The following is a 16,262-nucleotide window of genomic DNA, read 5'->3' as shown; positions in this document are numbered from 1 at the left end:
ACGGCATGAAGGTTCTCGCAGCAATGAGCGGTGGCGTCGACTCCGCGGTGGCCGCCGCGCGGGCGGTCGAGGCGGGCCACGAGGTGGTCGGCGTGCACCTCGCCCTGAGCCGCATGCCCGGCACCCTGCGCACCGGCAGCCGCGGCTGCTGCACCATCGAGGACTCGATGGACGCGCAGCGGGCGGCCAACAAGATCGGCATCCCCTATTACGTGTGGGACTTCTCGGAGCGCTTCAAGGCCGACGTGGTCGACGACTTCATCGCGGAGTACTCGGCGGGCCGCACCCCGAACCCCTGCATGCGCTGCAACGAGCGCATCAAGTTCGCCGCCCTGCTCGAGAAGGCGCTCGACCTCGGCTTCGACGCGGTGTGCACCGGGCACTACGCCACGGTCACGACCGATGCCGACGGCAACCCCGAGCTGCACCGCGCGGCCGCCTGGGCGAAAGACCAGAGCTACGTGCTCGGCGTGCTCACCACCGAGCAGCTGCGGCACAGCCTGTTCCCGCTCGGGGCCACGCCCTCCAAGGCCGAGGTGCGCGCCGAGGCCGCCGAGCGCGGCTTCTCGGTGGCGAACAAGCCCGACAGCCACGACATCTGCTTCATCCCCGACGGCGACACGAGCGGCTGGCTCGCCGAGCGCGTCGGCACGGCCACCGGAGAGATCGTCGACCGCTCGGGTGCGGTCGTCGGCTCGCACGAGGGCGCGCACGCCTTCACGGTCGGGCAGCGGCGCGGCCTGAAGCTCGGCATGCCCGCGCCCGACGGCAAGCCGCGCTTCGTGCTCGAGGTGCGGCCGGTCACGAACGAGGTCGTCGTGGGGCCGAAGGAGGCCCTCGCCATCGCCGAGATCGCCGGCGCGCGATTCACCTGGGCCGGCCTCGCGCCCTCCGAGGTCGAGAGCGGCTTCGATTGCCAGGTGCAGATCCGGGCGCACGCCGACCCGGTCGACGCCTGGGCCGTCGTGCGGGGCGGGGAGCTCGTCATCACGCCGGGGGAGCCGCTCGTCGGGGTTGCGCCGGGGCAGACCGCGGTGGTCTACGTGGGCACACGGGTGATGGGGCAGTGCACGATCGACCGCACGGTGGCGGCCGACACGGTGGCGGCGGGCTCGGTGGCGGCCGACACGATGGCGGCCGACACGATGGCGGTCGTCTGATGGCGCGCGCGGCCGGAACGGCCGGCGACGAGGCCGCCGCCGACGAGGCGCTGCCCGAGGAGACGCCCGTCGGGCTCGAGTCGGCGGCGGTCGAGGTCGAGCGGCTGACCACGCGCATCCTGGAGCTGCGCGACCAGTACTACGAGAAGAACGCCTCGACGGTGTCCGACCAGGAGTACGACGCGCTGGTGCGGCGGCTCGACGAGCTCGAGCGCGAGCATCCGGAGCTCAGGTCGCAGGACAGCCCGACCCAGACCGTCGGCGGCCGCGCCGTCACCACCATGTTCACCCCCGTCACGCACGCCGAGCGCATGCTCAGCCTCGACAACGTGTTCAGCGAGGAGGAGCTCGACGAGTGGGCCGCGAAGGTGCAGCGCGACGCCGGCCGCGGGGTCGTGCGCTTCCTCAGCGAGCTGAAGATCGACGGCCTCGCCATCAACCTGCGCTACGAGAACGGGGTGCTCGTCACGGCCGCCACCCGCGGTGACGGCGTCGTCGGCGAGGACGTGACCGAGAACGTGCTGCAGATCGACTCGATCCCGGCGCGGTTGAAGGGCACCGGGCATCCGCCGCTCGTCGAGGTGCGGGGCGAGATCTTCTTCCCCGTCGCGTCGTTCGACGAGCTGAACGCGGCCCAGGAGGCCGCGGGCGAGCGCGTCTTCGCCAACCCGCGCAACGCGGCCGCCGGGTCGCTGCGGCAGAAGTCCGAGGGCAAGAACGAGCGTCAGCTGGCCCTCGTGACGGCCCGCCTGCACCGGTTGCGGATGCTCGTGCACGGCATCGGCGCGTGGCCGAACCCGCCCGTGGCCGCGCAGTCCGAGGTGTACGAGCTGCTGGCCGAGTGGGGGCTGCCGACCTCGACGCACTACCGCGTGTTCGACACGATCGGCGAGGTGGCCGAGTTCATCCGCGGCTACGGCATCAACCGCTCGAGCGTCGAGCACCAGATCGACGGCATCGTCGTGAAGGTCGACGACCTCGCGCTGCACGAGGAGCTCGGGGCCACGAGCCGGGCGCCGCGCTGGGCCACGGCCTTCAAGTACCCGCCCGAAGAGGTGAACACGAAGCTGCTCGACATCGTCGTCAGCGTCGGGCGCACCGGACGCGCCACCCCGTTCGCCGTGATGGAGAAGGTGGAGGTCGCGGGCTCGGAGGTGCGCCAGGCGACCCTGCACAACCAGGACGTGGTGAAGGCCAAGGGCGTGCTGATCGGCGACACCGTGGTGCTGCGCAAGGCGGGCGACGTCATCCCCGAGGTGCTCGGGCCGGTGGTCGAGCTGCGCGACGGCAGCGAGTACGCGTTCGTCATGCCGGAGGACTGCCCCGAGTGCGGCACTCGCCTGGCCCCCGCCAAAGAGGGCGACGTCGACCTCCGCTGCCCGAACGCCCGCAGCTGCCCGGCGCAGGTGCGCGGGCGCGTCGAGCACGTCGGATCGCGCGGGGCGCTCGACATCGAGGGCCTCGGCGAGGTGTCGGCGGCGGCGCTGACGCAGCCGAGTGAGCCCGCCGAGCCGCCGCTCGACACCGAGGCAGGGCTGTTCGCGCTGGAGATGCGCGACCTGTTCCCGATCCGGGTGATCGTGCGCGAAAACGAGACCGGGCTCGAGAAGCTGAACGACGACGGCACGCCGAAGCTCGTCACCCCGTTCCGGCGCAAGCGGCGGGCCTCGGGGCGCGACGCCGATCCGGCCTACGACCCCGAGGCGACGGAGTTCTGGGGCGACGCCGGGTCGGTGCCGTCGTCGAACGCGATCGAGCTGCTGGCGAATATCGAGAAGGCCAAGACGAAGCCGCTCTGGCGCATCCTCGTGGCGCTCAGCATCCGCCACGTGGGGCCGGTCGCGGCGCGCGCGCTGGCGGACTACTTCGGGTCGCTGGACGCGATCCGGGCGGCGACGCGCGACGAGCTCGCCGCGGTCGACGGCGTGGGCGGCATCATCGCCGACGCGCTGATCGCGTGGTTCGAGGTGGACTGGCACGTCGAGATCCTCGACCGCTGGGCGTCGGCCGGGGTGCAGTTCGCGACGCCCGGGCATCCGGGCCCGGGGGCGAACGTCGGCGCGGGCGGGGTGCTCGAGGGCATCACCGTGGTGGCCACGGGCTCGCTCGAGGGCTTCACCCGTGAGGGCGCGCAGGAGGCGATCATCGCGGCCGGCGGCAAGGCGGCCTCGAGCGTCAGCAAGAAGACCGACTTCGTCGCCGCCGGCCCCGGCGCGGGCTCGAAGCTGCCGAAGGCCGAGGCGCTCGGCCTCCGCATCATCGACGCCGCGCAGTTCGCGCTCCTGGTCACGGAGGGCCCCGCGGCCCTCGGCCCGCCCCCGGGTGCCGACGCGGCGGAGGGCGCCGATGCGAGCGCCGATGCGAGCGCCGACGCGAGCGCCGCCGCGGACGCGAGCGCCGACGCGGCGGCCGACGCAAACACCGACGCCGACGCGGATGCGAGTGCCGACGCGGAGGCCGACGCCGACGCGGGGGCCGTCGCCGACGCGAGCGCTGACGCTGCATCCGGTGACGGTGGTGCCGGTACCGCCGATGGCGCCGCACCGTCGACCACCGAGGGAGGGACGGGAACGAAGAAGCCCCGAGCGAAGCGTGCCTCCCGCGCCAAGAAGGCGCCGGCGACGTCGGAGGAGGCCGCCGGGCCCGGCAGCGACCCTGCGGCCGAGAGCGCGTCCGGCGACGCGGTGCCACCCACTTCCGCGACCGACGGCGACGAGGGGTAGCGGATGCGCGGGCGCACGGCCGCGGTCGGTAGGGTGATCGCGGCGGCGGCGGCCGGGCTCGGCGCGGCGGCCGTGTGGGTGCGCAGCTCGCCGTGGCCGGCGGTGATGGCGATCCGCGCGGTGTTCGACCGCGATGCCCGCCGCACCGTCGCCGAGCTGGAGCGCCACGCCCCGCCCGGCACGTTCCGCGAGCTGCGCGACGTGCCCTACGGCCCCGTCGACGGCCGCCCCGGCGGCACCTTCGACCTCATCGCCCCGGCCGAAGGCAGCAGCGACTCCTCCGGCCACGCCGCTTCGGCCGACGATGCCGACGACGCCGACGGCTCTTCCAGCCTCGCGGCGCCGTCCGACGGCACCGGCGGCCACGGCGCGGCGGGTGGCGGCGCGGCGGGCGGCGGCGCGGTGGCGCGGCCGGTGGTCGTCTGGATCCACGGCGGCGCCTGGATCTCGGGGAGCAAGGCCCACGTCACCCCGTACCTCCGGCACCTAGCCGCGGTGGGCTACGTCGGCGTCGCCGTCGACTACACGATCGCCCCCGAGGCCGCCTATCCCACCGCCGTGGGGCAGCTCGGCGACGCCCTCGCCCACCTCGTCCGGCACGCCGACGAGCTCGGCATCGACCCCGCGCGCATCGTGCTCGCCGGCGACTCGGCGGGCGCGCAGCTCGCGAGCCAGCTCACGGCCGCGATCGTGAACCCGGCGTATGCGGCCCGCACGGGCATCCGCCCCGCCCTCGAACCCGGTCAGCTCGCCGGCATCGTGCTGCACTGCGGTATCTACGACCTCGACGCGATGACGCACCTCAGCGGCGTGCTCGAGTGGGGCTTCAAGAGCGCCCTCTGGGCCTACACCGGCAGTCGCGACTGGTCGGCGACCGAGGCGGCCGACTCGATGAGCACGATCCGCGCGGTGACCGGTGCGTTCCCGCCGGCCTTCGTGTCGGGCGGCAACGGCGACGGCCTCACGGCGGTGCAGTCCGTACCCCTGAGCGAGCGGATGCGCGCGGCCGGCGTCCCCGTCACCACGATGTTCTGGCCTGCCGACCACGAGCCCTCGCTGCCCCACGAGTACCAGTTCAAGCTCGACTTCCCCGACGCCCGCCGCGCCCTCGAGGCCACCATCGCCTTCCTCGACGAGGTGACCGCCCGGCCCGGAGCCCGCACCGCCCACCCCGTAGAATTGCCCCACACCCTTCGCGAACAGAACACCGGAGCACCATGTCCGAAATAACCCAGGAGCAGGTCGCGCATCTCGCGAACCTCGCCCGGATCGCCCTGACACCCGAGGAGATCGAGAGCCTCACGAGCGAGCTCGGCTCGATCGTCGACAACGTCGCGAAGGTCTCCGAGGTGGCGACGGCCGACGTGCCGGCCACGAGCCACCCGATCCCGTTGCAGAACGTGTACCGCGACGACGTGCCCGGCGCCACGCTCACCACCGAGCAGGCGCTCGCGGGCGCCCCCGATCACGACGGCTCGCGCTTCCGCGTGACCGCGATCCTCGGAGAGGAGCAGTGATGGCCCGCCACGACCACGAGCTCGTGCGCCTGTCGGCCGCCGCGCTCGCCGAGAAGCTCTCCAGCGGCGAGATCAGCGCCGTCGAAGCCACCGACGCCCACCTCGACCGCATCGCCGCCGTCGACGAGGAGGTGCACGCCTTCCTGCACACCGCCCCCGAGCTGAGCCGCCGCACCGCCGCCGCGATCGACGAGCGCCGTCGCGCAGGTGAGGTCCTGCATCCGCTCGCCGGTGTGCCGATCGCCGTCAAGGACGTGATCGTCACGAACGACATGCCCACCACGAGCGGCTCGAAGATCCTCGAGGGCTGGGTGCCGCCCTACGACGCCACCGTCATGACCAAGCTGCGCGCGGCCGGCCTCGTGCCGATCGGCAAGACGAACATGGACGAGTTCGCGATGGGCTCCTCCACCGAGCACTCCGCCTACGGCCCCACCCACAACCCGTGGGACCTCGAGCGCATCCCCGGCGGCTCCGGCGGCGGTTCGGCTGCGGCGGTCGCGAGCTTCGAGGCGCCGCTGGCTCTCGGCAGCGACACGGGCGGCTCCATCCGGCAGCCGGCCCACGTCACGGGCACCGTCGGCGTCAAGCCGACCTACGGGGGAGTGAGCCGCTACGGCGCCATCGCCCTCGCGTCGAGCCTCGACCAGATCGGCCCCGTCAGCCGCACCGTGCTCGACTCGGCGCTGCTGCACGACGTCATCGGCGGCCACGACCCGCGCGACTCCACCTCGCTCACCGACGAGTGGCCGAGCATGGCCGACGCGGTTCGCCGCGGCGACGTGAAGGGCCTGAAGATCGGCGTCATCAAGGAGCTCGACGGCGACGGCTTCCAGGCCGGCGTGCTCGAGCGCTTCCGTGAGGCGCTCGACCTGCTCGCCGCGAACGGCGCCGAGATCGTCGACGTCAGCCTGCCGAGTCTCGAGTACGCCATCGCGGCCTACTACCTCATCATGCCGGCCGAGGCCTCCTCGAACCTGGCGAAGTTCGACTCCGTGCGCTTCGGCCTGCGAGTCAACCCGCCGGGCGGCGGCACCGTGGAAGACGTCATGGCGGCGACCCGCGAGGTCGGCTTCGGCGCCGAGGCGAAGCGTCGCATCATCCTGGGCACCTACGCGCTGAGCGCCGGCTACTACGACGCCTACTACGGCAGCGCCCAGAAGGTGCGCACGCTCGTGCAGCGCGACTTCGCCGCGGCCTTCGCCGGTGTCGACGTGCTCGTCTCGCCGACCGCACCGACCACCGCGTTCAAGCTCGGCGCGAACACGGGCGACCCGATGGCGATGTACCTGAACGACATCGCCACCATCCCGGCGAACCTCGCCGGCATCCCCGGCATCTCGCTGCCCGTGGGCCTGGCCCGCGAAGACGGGCTGCCCGTCGGCATCCAGTTCCTCGCGCCGGCCCGCGAAGACGCCCGTCTCTACGGCGTCGGCGGGGCACTCGAGCGGATGCTCGAGCAGAAATGGGGGCACACGCTGATCTCTCAGGCGCCCGATCTCGCTCCGGGCGAGATGAACGCCGCGCAGGAAGGAGCCGTCTGATGGCCGCCGCGAAACTGATGGACTTCGACAAGGCCCTCGAGCTGTTCGAGCCCGTGCTCGGCTTCGAGGTGCACGTCGAGCTCTCCACGAAGACCAAGATGTTCTCCGACGCGCCGAACTTCTTCGGCGGCGAGCCCAACACGAACATCACGCCGGTCGACCTGGGCCTGCCCGGGTCGCTGCCCGTGGTGAACGGCGAGGCCGTGCGGTACAGCATCAGCCTGGGGCTGGCACTCGGATGCTCGATCGCCCCCTCGAGCCGCTTCGCCCGCAAGAACTACTTCTACCCCGACCTGGCGAAGAACTACCAGATCTCGCAGTTCGACGAGCCCATCGCCTTCGGCGGCTCGGTCGACGTCGAGCTGCCCGACGGCCGCATGTTCACCGTGCCGATCGAGCGCGCGCACATGGAAGAAGACGCCGGCAAGCTCACGCACGTCGGCGGGGCCACCGGCCGCATCCAGGGCGCCGAGTACTCGCTGGTCGACTACAACCGCGCCGGGGTGCCGCTCGTCGAGATCGTCACCGACATCATCTACGGCGCCGAGGCCGACGCGCCCGAGCTGGCGAAGGCGTACGTGGCGACGATCCGCGACATCGTGGTGGCGCTCGGCATCTCCGAGGCCCGCATGGAGCGCGGCAACCTGCGCTGCGACGCGAACATCTCGCTGCGCCCCCGCACGGCTCCCGGCGAGCCGCCGGCGCCGCTCGGCACGCGCACCGAGACGAAGAACGTCAACTCGCTGCGTTCGGTGGAGCGGGCCATCCGCTACGAGATCCAGCGCCAGGCGCAGATCCTCGCCGACGGCGGCACCATCACGCAGGAGACCCGGCACTGGCACGAAGACACCGGCACGACCTCGGCCGGCCGGCCGAAGAGCGACGCCGACGACTACCGCTACTTCCCCGAGCCCGACCTGCTTCCGGTCGTGCCCTCGGCCGAGCTGATCGAGGAGCTGCGCGCCGCCCTGCCCGAGCCGCCCGCCGCCCGTCGCCGCCGGCTGAAGCAGGAGTGGGGCTTCACCGACCTGGAGTTCCAGGACGTGCAGAACGCCGGGCTGCTCGTCGAGGTCACCTCGACCGTCGAGGCCGGCGCCCCGCCGGCGGCCGCCCGCAAGTGGTGGTCGGGCGAGATCTCCCGCATCGCGAACGCGCGCTCGGCCGAGCCCGCCTCGCTGGTGTCTCCCGCCGACGTCGCGGCTCTCGTCACCCTGATCGACAGCGGCGCGCTGAACGACCGCCTGGCCCGCCAGGTGCTCGAGGGTGTCATCGACGGCGAGGGCACCCCGCAGGAGGTCGTCGACGCCCGCGGGCTCGCGGTGGTCTCCGACGACGGCGCGCTGATCGCGGCGATTGACGAGGCGCTCGCGGCCCAGCCCGACGTGCTCGCCAAGATCAAGGACGGCAAGGTGCAGGCCGCCGGCGCCGTCATCGGCGCCGTCATGAAGGCGATGAGGGGCCAGGCCGACGCGGCCCGCGTGCGCGAGCTCGTGCTCGAGCGCGCCGCGGCGGACTAGCCCCCAGCCCCCAGCGCCCGGCCTCCGGGTCGCGCAAACGGCCCTTCCCCCGCTCGGGAAGGGCCGTTTGCGCGACCCCGGCGGGGCAGGGGGCAGGGGGGCAGGGATCAGGGCGCGGGAGCGGGGCGGGCGTCGCGGCCCGTGAGGGCCAGGAGGCGCAGCTGCAGGGGGGCGTCGGCGGGCACGGGGACGGGCGACGCGAAGAGGCCGCTCAGCTCGAGGGCGTCGCGCTGGGGCTCGAAGACGGTCCAGACGGCCGCGACGAGGTCGTCGTCGAGCGTCTCGGGTGCGCCCACGGCCCGCGCGAGGTCCCAGCTGTGGATCGTCACGTCCGCCACCTGCTCCTTGAGGTACTCGACCACGGTCACCGTGTCCGACGCGAGGTTCACCTCCGAGTCGGGCGCCGCATCCTGCCACGCGGTCGTCGCGGCGAGCGAGTAGCGGTGCCACTCGTGCCGCAGATCGGCCTCGATCGCCCGCAGCCGGCTCTTCGCCTGCCGCGTGCTGAGGCCCGAGAGCAGCCACGGCACCCACTGCTGCTCCTCGATCACGTGCTGCACGAGCTCGCGCACGCGCCACTCGGTGTCGGGGGTCGGGCCGTCCCAGTCCTCGACGGCGGCCAGGCGGCTGCCGAACTCGTGGTGGGCGCGGCGCTGCAGGCGCAGCCACTGGGCGGTCTCGGTGTCGAGGGGGGTTCGTGCGGTCATCCGGAGCTCCTGTCGATCTCTATTGTCAATGACGGCCCCCAGATGCGCATTCCTCCCGCCGCCCGATGCGGGAACCGATCAGCGCAGAGCGAACACCGCGCGGGCGCTAGGGTCGGCAGATGACCCACCACGACGTGCGCGTGCGCCCCCTGGCCATGGCCGACGTGCCCCGCCTGCTCGAGCTCAACCACGCGGCGGTGCCCGCGGTCAACGACGTCGACGCCGAGGAGATGGGCGCCCTCGTCGGCGCCGCGGCGCTGGCGGCCGGGGTGGTGCGGGGCGGGCATCCGGATGCCCGTGACGAGGAGCTCGTCGGCTTCGTGCTCGCCCTGGCACCGGGCGCCGACTACGCCAGCGAGAACTACCGCTGGTTCTCGGAGCGGGGTGACGGCTTCCTCTACGTCGACCGCATCGTCGTGGGCGAGGGGCACCGCGGCGAGGGGCTCGGCCCGCTGCTCTACGACGCCGTCTTCGCCGAGGCGCGGGCGCGGGGAGCGACCGAGGTCGACTGCGAGGTCAACGTCGAGCCGCCGAACCCGGGATCGCTGGCGTTCCACGCGCGGCTCGGCTTCGAGGAGGTGGGTCGCCAGTCGACGAAGGGCGGCTCGGTGGTGGTCGCCCTGCTCGCGAAGCCCACGCCCACGAACACTCCCACGAACACCCCCACCCCCATGCCCTCGCATTGAACGTCCAGCTGGCAGACGGCCCACGGCCGGGCACGAGACCCGGCCGCAGGCCGCCGCGCGGCGTCAGACCACGCGCGTCGGTGGCGACGTCGTCTTCGCCGGGTCGCTGACCGCGGCCGAACCGAGCACGTCGTCGATCTGCGCCAGCACCTCGGCCGGCAGCTCGACGCCCGAGGCCTCGACGTTCGACGCGACCTGCTCGGGGCGGGAGGCGCCGATGATGGCCGCCGCCACGTTCTCGTTGGCGAGCACCCACGCGATGGCGAGCTGCGCCATGGTGAGGTCGAGCGAGGCGGCGATCGGCTCGAGCTTCTCGACGCGCTGCAGGATGTCGTCGGTGAGGAACGACTTCACCGTGTCGGCGCCGCCCTTCTCGTCGGTGGCGCGCGAACCCGAGGGCAGCGGCTGCCCGGCCTTGTACTTGCCGGTGAGCACGCCCTGCGCGACCGGCGACCAGACGATCTGCGAGATGCCGAGCTCCTTCGAGGCCGGCACGACCTCCTCCTCGATCACGCGCCAGAGCATCGAGTACTGCGGCTGGTTCGAGATCAGCTGGAAGCCGAGCGACTCGGCCAGGGCGTGGCCCTCGCGCAGCTGATCGGCGGTCCACTCGCTGACGCCGATGTAGAGCGCCTTGCCCTGGCGCACGACGTCGGCGAACGCCTGCATCGTCTCGAACAGCGGCGTCTCGTAGTCGTAGCGGTGCGCCTGGTAGAGGTCGACGTAGTCGGTGCCGAGGCGCTGGAGCGAGCCGTCGATCGACTCGAGGATGTGCTTGCGCGACAGCCCGGTGTCGTTCGGGCCCTTGGGGCCGGTGGGCCAGTAGACCTTCGTGAAGATCTCGAGCGAGGAGCGCCGCTCGCCCTTCAGGGCGTCGCCGAGCACCTGCTCCGCGACCGTGTTCGCATAGGCGTCGGCCGTGTCGAAGGTGGTGATGCCGTTGTCGAGAGCGGCCCGCACGCACTGCGTGGCCGTGTCGTTCTCGACCTGGGAGCCGTGGGTGAGCCAGTTGCCGTAGGTGATCTCTGAGATCTTGAGTCCGCTGTTGCCGAGGTATCGAAACTTCATGCTCCGAAAGCTACTCCCGCAGCCCGGGAAGCGCCCGCGGTCAGCGCGTGGAGGCGTGCGGCTCCGGCTGCCGTCCGAAGCTCCGCACCGCCTGCCGCGCCGAGAGCGTCGGCAGGTAGGCCCGGCCGAGCGCCAGCCCGATCGCCGGCAGCGCGAGCGGGTCGGGGTAGCACAGGTGCAGCCGGTGGAACTCGGGCCGGAACTTCAGCTTGAACCGCAGCAGCGACCGGAAGCCGTAGACGGGTTCGAGGGTTCGGCTGAGGAACGCGAGCAGCGCCCCCATCGGCCCCGACGCGGCGGCCGAGTCCGGCCCCACCGCGAGCGGCGCCCCCGAGAGGCTGACGAACTCGACCCCGTCGTCGCGCGCCCGCAGGATGGTCTGCGCGATCAGGAACTCCATCAGCCCGTTCATGCCGTCGGGCCGGCGGCGCATGAAGTCGAGGGTCCAGCCGATCACCTGCCCGTCGGCGTAGCTGGGCAGCCAGCTCGTCACGCCGTGCACCCGCCCGTCGCCGTCGAGGCCGACCATCAGCAGCACCTCGTCGTCCATCAGCTCGTCGAGCCCGCCGAGCGTGAAGCCCATCTCGGGCAGCTCCTTCTCGGCCACCCACAGCTCCGAGATCTCGCGGATCTGCGCCGTCTGCGCGGCCGGCAGCTCCCGGTAGCGCACCCACTCGGCACGCAGCCCCTCCTTCGCGGCGCGGTTGATCGCGGTGCGGATGTCCTGCATCTTCTTGCCGTCGAGCGACCAGCCGGCCGGGCGCACGAGCGTCTCCTCGGCGACCTGGAGGGAGGACCAGCCGACGCTCTGCAGGGTCTCCCGCAGCGCATCCGTCACCGAGTAGAACGCGGGCGTCCAGCCGTGGTCGCCGCAGTACGCGGCAAAGGCCAGCGCGGTGGCCGACTGCGTCTCGGGCGGGCCGAGCGGGTCGCCCGTGGTCACGGCCACCCCGCCGACCACGCGGTAGGCGACGACCCCGCCCGACGGCGCGAACCAGTAGCGATTGCCCTCCCAGGTCGTCATCCACGACAGGGTGCCGCCCGAGCCGGCGTGCAGCAGCTCGCGCACGCGCCCCTCCTCGGTCGAGGCCGACTCGGTCGAGACGAGCGGATGCGCGTTCCGCATGCCGCGCACCGCCGCCACGATCACGGCCCCCCAGAACAGCGGCCCCACCCACTGGGAGGCGATCACAGCCACCGGCCCCACCGGCACGATGTCGACCGGCTCGAAGGCGAGGAAGCCGACGGGCACGAACCGCTCGGGCAGGTCGAGCAGCAGTTCGTAGAGCGAGGCGGTGGGCGAGAACTGGTCGCGCACGATCCACGCCACGGCGAGGTAGAGCACCGAGCAGGCCAGCGCGGCGAGCCCGACGGTGGCCGCGAAGCGGAGCACGGGCCGCCGCCCGGGCTCGGCCGGGAACAGCCGCGAGGCGGCGATCAGCGCGGCTGCGATCACGAGCGGCACGAGAGCCGAGACGACCTCGAAGGAGCGGAAGTCCTCGGCCGCGGTCGCCTGGAAGCGGGTGAACTCGCTGGTCGCCAGCACGGGGAAGAAGCCGTAGTAGACGGCGGCCAAGAGGGCGAGGGCCAGATTGATCCAGACGGCGAGGTGCAGGCCCACCCGGCGGCCGCGCTGGATGCCCCGGGCGGCCACCAGGAGGGCCACCAGCGGCAGCAGGGTGAGCAGCACGGCCCCGGGCCCGTCGAGCCGCGAGAGGGCGAGAGCGTCGACGCAGTGGCGCGAGTAGTCGCCGGTCTGGCAGCGGGCGGCGATCGCGGCATAGTCCCGCAGCGGGTCGCGGAACAGCAGCCCGAGCGGGTTCAGCACGCCGACGCCCTGCGGGGCGGCGATCGTGACGAGGGGGCCGAGGGCGGTCACCGCGACGACGGCGGCCAGCAGCGTGCGGGTCTCGCGCCGTGTCGCGCGCGGCAGGCGCACCTGCAGCCGGGTGCGGGCGAGCGCGAAGCCGAGCACCAGCCCGACCACGGCGGCGAACAGCCGGAACTGGTCGCTCGGCGCGCCCGAGTAGAGCACGAAGACCGCCAGCAGGGTGAAGCCGACGATCCGGATGCGCCGCCGCAGCAGCGGCCCGCAGAACGCGCTGGCGGTCATCACGACCCCGGTCACGGCGATCAGCGGGTCGACGATGCGGTGGGTGCGGGTGATCTCCGAGGCGTAGAGATCGAGCCCGATGCCGAAGCCCTGGGCGGCGAGGCCGAGGGCGATGCCCACCACGGTCACCACCACGAAGGCGACGGCGGTGCGCAGGTGCCCCATCCGCCGCTCGCTCCAGCCGATGCCGACGAGCACCAGCGCCAGCACGGGCGCCAGCAGCAGGGCGTTGTGCACGAAGAACACCGACGTCAGGGTGGAGAGCCAGTCGTGGTGCACGAAGACGGCGTCGAAGCCCGTCGAGACGAAGGCGTCGACGTCGCCGCGGGCCCGCCCCGGGCGCAGCGTCAGTCGGAAGGCGCTCGCCGCGAGCACGAGGGCGACGATCACCCAGGTCACGGGCACGGATCGTGCGCGGACGCCGAGCGCACGGAGCACCGCGCGGACGGCCGGCCGGCGTCCGGCTGTGTCCGTCATCGGTTCAGGCCCCAGTCGTCGGCGATCACCGTCAGCCCCTTGTCGAACACGTAGCTCCAGCTCGTGGCGTCGTGGGCGCTGCCGGGCGACTCGACGTAGGTGGCGGTCATGCCGGCGGCCTGCGCATCCGCATAGAGGGTCTTGATGCCGGGCAGGTAGGCGGTGTCGGCGCTGCCGACGCCGAACACGGCGACCATGTCGGTGTACGGCGCCTTGGCCGCCATGATGGCCGAGGGCGCCGCCGCGGCGAAGGCGGCCGCGTCGCCGTCGAAGCCCTTGGCGATCGTGGTGGCGTCGTCGCCGAGGGAGGGGTGCAGCTCACCCGAGGCGTCGAGGATGGCGCTGAACAGCTCCGGGTGCGCCGCCCCCAGCTGGATGGCGCAGGTGCCGCCCTGCGACAGCCCGCCGACGCCCCAGCCGGCGGGGCTGTCGAGCACGTTCAGGTGCCCGCGGATCCAGTTCGGCACGTCGACCGTGAGGTAGGTCGCCGAGTTGCCGCCCGCCTTCGAGTCGATGCACATCGGGTTGCGGTCGGGGGCGCCGAGCTGGTCGGGTGAGACGACGATCGGGGCGAGTCCCTTGTGCGCCGCGGCGTAGGCGTCGAGGTACTGCTGCAGCTTGTCGGTGACGAGCGGATCCTCGGGCGTGCCCGGCTGGCCCGACATGACGATCAGCACCGGCAGCTTCGGCGGGTTGGCCACGAGGGCGGCGGGCGGCAGGTAGACGACCGCCTGCCGGGGCGTGAAGCCCGAGATGGTGCCGGGGATGTCGGTGAGCGCGGCGGTGCCCTTGCTGGGCAGGTCCGCCGGCGGCGTCCAGTTCTCGATCGTGGGGGCGTCGCCGGCGTTCGCCGTGGGGCGGGTCGGCAGGGTGCCGTCGATGCTGCTGATGCCGAGGGCGGTGCGCACCGTGGGGTACTGGCCGAAGTCGATGTTGATCGACATCGCGGTGGTGCCGGCGAAGAGCACGACCGCGAGCAGGCTCGCGATCACGCGGCGCCAGCTCGCCCGCCAGAGCGAGACGAGGGCGAGCAGGATGCCCGCGAAGCCCACCGCGATCCAGATGCGCACCACGGGCGTGAACTCCGCCCCGAACAGGTTCAGCGTGTCGGACAGCAGCCACGTCAGGCCGACGCCGATCAGGGCTCCCACGCCGAGGGCGAGGGCGGCGGCCCCGAGCCAGCGGCCGCGCCGCCAGCGCGTCGAGGGCCGGACCGCGACGAGCAGCACCGCGGCGACCGCCGCGAGGGCGTAGACGACGATGACGAACGGTCCGGAGATGATGCCGATGTCGAGGAGGGCGTTCATCGGTCGGTGGTCCTGTCGTCGGGCAGCGCGCCCGCGGCGGCGGGCGACGATCAGTATTCTGTCCCAGTCTGGGCGGCGACTGTGCGGTTCGGGTGTCGGTGGTGGTGATTAGGCTCGGAGGATGACCTCCGATGCGGCTCCCGGCACCCCTTCTGGGGGTGCCGACGCCGGCGCGGGCACGGGCCTCGGCCCGGACGGTCGAGAGCCGAGCCCGCCCATCCTGCACGTCGACATGGACGCGTTCTTCGCCTCGGTCGAGCTGCTCTCGCACCCGGAGCTGAAGGGCAGGCCCGTCATCGTCGGCGGCCACTCGCCGCGCTCGGTCGTCACGAGCGCCACCTACGAGGCCCGCGCCTTCGGGGTGCACTCCGCCATGCCCGTCGGCAACGCGCTGCGCCTGTGCCCGAAGGCCGTCGTGCTCGAGCCCCACATGCACCTGTACCGCGAGTACTCCCGTCAGGTGATGGCACTGTTCCGCGAGGTCACGCCGCTCGTCGAGCCGCTCAGCATCGACGAGGCGTTCCTCGACGTCTCGGGCGCCCGGCGGCTGCTCGGCGAGTCCGACATCATCGCGCAGAACCTGCGCGCGCGGGTGCTCGCCGAGACGGGGCTGCCCTGCTCGGTCGGCGTGGCGCCGACGAAGTTCATGGCGAAGCTCGCCTCGGGGCGGGCCAAGCCCGACGGCATGCTGGTCATCCGCCCCTCTGAACTGGTCGCCTATCTGCGGCCCCTGCCGGTGCGGGCGCTCTGGGGCGTGGGCGCGAAGACCGCCGAGCAGCTCGAGCGGCTCGGCCTCCGCACGGTCGCCGACATCGCCGACACCCCGCTCGACGCGCTGGTGCGGGCCGTGGGGGAGGCCACCGGATCGAAGCTACATGAGCTCGCCCAGGGCATCGACACCCGCTCCGTCGTGCCGGCGAGCCAGGAGAAGAGCGTCGGCCACGAACGCACCTTCGACGTCGACGAGCGCTCGACCGAGGTGCTGAAGCGCGAGCTGCTGCACCAGGCGAGCCGGGTCGCCGTGCGCCTGCGGGCCGCGGGGCTGATGGGGCGCACGGTCGCCCTCAAGCTGCGCTTCAGCGACTTCACGACGATCACGCGCTCCCGCACGCTCACCGAGCCCACCGACCTCGGGCGCCGCATCTACGAGGAGGCGGTCGCCGTCTTCGACGCGGTCGGGCTCCGCGGCGAGGCCATCCGGCTCATCGGCGTGCGGGTCGAGCAGCTCTCCGAGGCCGACGGCACGATGCACCAGCCCGCGCTCTGGGCCGACGAGACGGTGCCGTCGGAGGGCTGGCGCGAGGCCGAGCTCACGATCGACCGCGTCACGGCCCGCTTCGGCAGCGACATGGTGCGCCCGGCCTCGCTCGTGCGCGCGCCCAAGTCGGGCGAGACCGCCGACCGCAACGGCACCCGCAGCTAGAGCGCCGGGGCCGCGGGGCC

The 16,262-nt window shown here is 72.8% G+C and carries 12 protein-coding genes; 8 read left to right on the top strand and 4 right to left on the bottom strand.

Going from position 1 to position 16,262, the window contains the following annotated elements; translation table 11 throughout:
- Positions 1–5: 5 nt before the first annotated feature.
- Genes mnmA through gatB form a run of 6 tightly spaced genes read left to right on the top strand, consistent with a single transcriptional unit; the run spans position 6 to position 8,461 of the window.
- Complete coding sequence (gene mnmA, locus ITJ64_RS00715; protein ID WP_194678865.1) at positions 6–1,160, top strand: tRNA 2-thiouridine(34) synthase MnmA; 1,155 nt, start codon at positions 6–8, stop codon at positions 1,158–1,160.
- Positions 1,160–3,883, top strand: coding sequence for an NAD-dependent DNA ligase LigA (gene ligA / locus ITJ64_RS00710; RefSeq protein ID WP_194678864.1), 2,724 nt, complete (start codon positions 1,160–1,162; stop codon positions 3,881–3,883). The genes mnmA and ligA overlap by 1 nt, the downstream gene beginning before the upstream one ends.
- Positions 3,884–3,886: 3 nt before the next feature.
- Positions 3,887–5,113, top strand: a complete 1,227-nt coding sequence (locus ITJ64_RS00705) for an alpha/beta hydrolase (RefSeq protein WP_228507605.1) — start codon at positions 3,887–3,889, stop codon at positions 5,111–5,113.
- Positions 5,101–5,400, top strand: coding sequence for an Asp-tRNA(Asn)/Glu-tRNA(Gln) amidotransferase subunit GatC (gene gatC, locus ITJ64_RS00700; protein WP_173183769.1), 300 nt, complete (start codon positions 5,101–5,103; stop codon positions 5,398–5,400). Before ITJ64_RS00705 ends, gatC begins: the two co-directional genes overlap by 13 nt.
- Positions 5,400–6,944 (top strand): Asp-tRNA(Asn)/Glu-tRNA(Gln) amidotransferase subunit GatA, encoded by a 1,545-nt coding sequence (gene gatA, locus ITJ64_RS00695; protein ID WP_194678863.1) that lies wholly within the window; start codon positions 5,400–5,402, stop codon positions 6,942–6,944. Before gatC ends, gatA begins: the two co-directional genes overlap by 1 nt.
- Positions 6,944–8,461 carry an Asp-tRNA(Asn)/Glu-tRNA(Gln) amidotransferase subunit GatB gene (gatB, locus tag ITJ64_RS00690; protein WP_194678862.1) on the top strand — a complete coding sequence of 506 codons (1,518 nt, stop codon included), beginning with the start codon at positions 6,944–6,946 and terminating at the stop codon, positions 8,459–8,461. The genes gatA and gatB overlap by 1 nt, the downstream gene beginning before the upstream one ends.
- A 107-nt stretch (positions 8,462–8,568) precedes the next feature.
- Here gatB and ITJ64_RS00685 read toward each other — a convergent pair whose 3' ends face one another.
- Entirely contained in the window at positions 8,569–9,168 is a 600-nt protein-coding gene (locus ITJ64_RS00685; RefSeq protein WP_194678861.1) for a TIGR03086 family metal-binding protein, read from the bottom strand.
- A 119-nt stretch (positions 9,169–9,287) separates the two neighbouring features.
- Between ITJ64_RS00685 and ITJ64_RS00680 the strand changes: the two genes are divergently transcribed.
- Complete coding sequence (locus ITJ64_RS00680; RefSeq protein ID WP_194678860.1) at positions 9,288–9,854, top strand: GNAT family N-acetyltransferase; 567 nt, start codon at positions 9,288–9,290, stop codon at positions 9,852–9,854.
- Positions 9,855–9,917: 63 nt separating this feature from the next.
- Here the strand turns inward: ITJ64_RS00680 and ITJ64_RS00675 are convergent, their stop codons facing one another.
- The 3 genes from ITJ64_RS00675 to ITJ64_RS00665 are packed head-to-tail and all read right to left on the bottom strand — an operon-like array spanning position 9,918 to position 14,819.
- Entirely contained in the window at positions 9,918–10,922 is a 1,005-nt protein-coding gene (locus tag ITJ64_RS00675; protein ID WP_194678859.1) for an aldo/keto reductase family protein, read from the bottom strand.
- A gap of 40 nt (positions 10,923–10,962) precedes the next feature.
- Positions 10,963–13,512: a bifunctional lysylphosphatidylglycerol flippase/synthetase MprF gene (locus ITJ64_RS00670; protein ID WP_194678858.1), complete on the bottom strand. Its 2,550-nt coding sequence runs from the start codon at positions 13,510–13,512 to the stop codon at positions 10,963–10,965.
- On the bottom strand, positions 13,509–14,819 hold the full coding sequence (locus tag ITJ64_RS00665; RefSeq protein ID WP_194678857.1) for an esterase family protein: 1,311 nt from the start codon (positions 14,817–14,819) through the stop codon (positions 13,509–13,511). Before ITJ64_RS00665 ends, ITJ64_RS00670 begins: the two co-directional genes overlap by 4 nt.
- A 121-nt stretch (positions 14,820–14,940) precedes the next feature.
- Between ITJ64_RS00665 and ITJ64_RS00660 the strand changes: the two genes are divergently transcribed.
- Entirely contained in the window at positions 14,941–16,242 is a 1,302-nt protein-coding gene (locus ITJ64_RS00660) for a DNA polymerase IV (protein ID WP_194678856.1), read from the top strand.
- Positions 16,243–16,262 lie beyond the last annotated feature (20 nt).

Origin of the sequence: Herbiconiux sp. VKM Ac-1786 (assembly GCF_015350805.1) — a bacterium.
Taxonomy (GTDB): domain Bacteria; phylum Actinomycetota; class Actinomycetes; order Actinomycetales; family Microbacteriaceae; genus Herbiconiux.
This window is presented reverse-complemented; position numbering and strand designations above follow the sequence as displayed.

Excerpts from the sequence above, each read along its gene's own strand:
- mnmA (WP_194678865.1), top strand. The coding sequence starts at position 6 with ATGAAGGTTCTCGCAGCAATGAGCGGTGGCGTCGACTCCGCGGTGGCC.
- ligA (WP_194678864.1), top strand. The coding sequence starts at position 1,160 with ATGGCGCGCGCGGCCGGAACGGCCGGCGACGAGGCCGCCGCCGACGAG.
- ITJ64_RS00705 (WP_228507605.1), top strand. The coding sequence starts at position 3,887 with ATGCGCGGGCGCACGGCCGCGGTCGGTAGGGTGATCGCGGCGGCGGCG.
- gatC (WP_173183769.1), top strand. The coding sequence starts at position 5,101 with ATGTCCGAAATAACCCAGGAGCAGGTCGCGCATCTCGCGAACCTCGCC.
- gatA (WP_194678863.1), top strand. The coding sequence starts at position 5,400 with ATGGCCCGCCACGACCACGAGCTCGTGCGCCTGTCGGCCGCCGCGCTC.
- gatB (WP_194678862.1), top strand. The coding sequence starts at position 6,944 with ATGGCCGCCGCGAAACTGATGGACTTCGACAAGGCCCTCGAGCTGTTC.
- ITJ64_RS00685 (WP_194678861.1), bottom strand. The coding sequence starts at position 9,168 with ATGACCGCACGAACCCCCCTCGACACCGAGACCGCCCAGTGGCTGCGC.
- ITJ64_RS00680 (WP_194678860.1), top strand. The coding sequence starts at position 9,288 with ATGACCCACCACGACGTGCGCGTGCGCCCCCTGGCCATGGCCGACGTG.
- ITJ64_RS00675 (WP_194678859.1), bottom strand. The coding sequence starts at position 10,922 with ATGAAGTTTCGATACCTCGGCAACAGCGGACTCAAGATCTCAGAGATC.
- ITJ64_RS00670 (WP_194678858.1), bottom strand. The coding sequence starts at position 13,512 with ATGACGGACACAGCCGGACGCCGGCCGGCCGTCCGCGCGGTGCTCCGT.
- ITJ64_RS00665 (WP_194678857.1), bottom strand. The coding sequence starts at position 14,819 with ATGAACGCCCTCCTCGACATCGGCATCATCTCCGGACCGTTCGTCATC.
- ITJ64_RS00660 (WP_194678856.1), top strand. The coding sequence starts at position 14,941 with ATGACCTCCGATGCGGCTCCCGGCACCCCTTCTGGGGGTGCCGACGCC.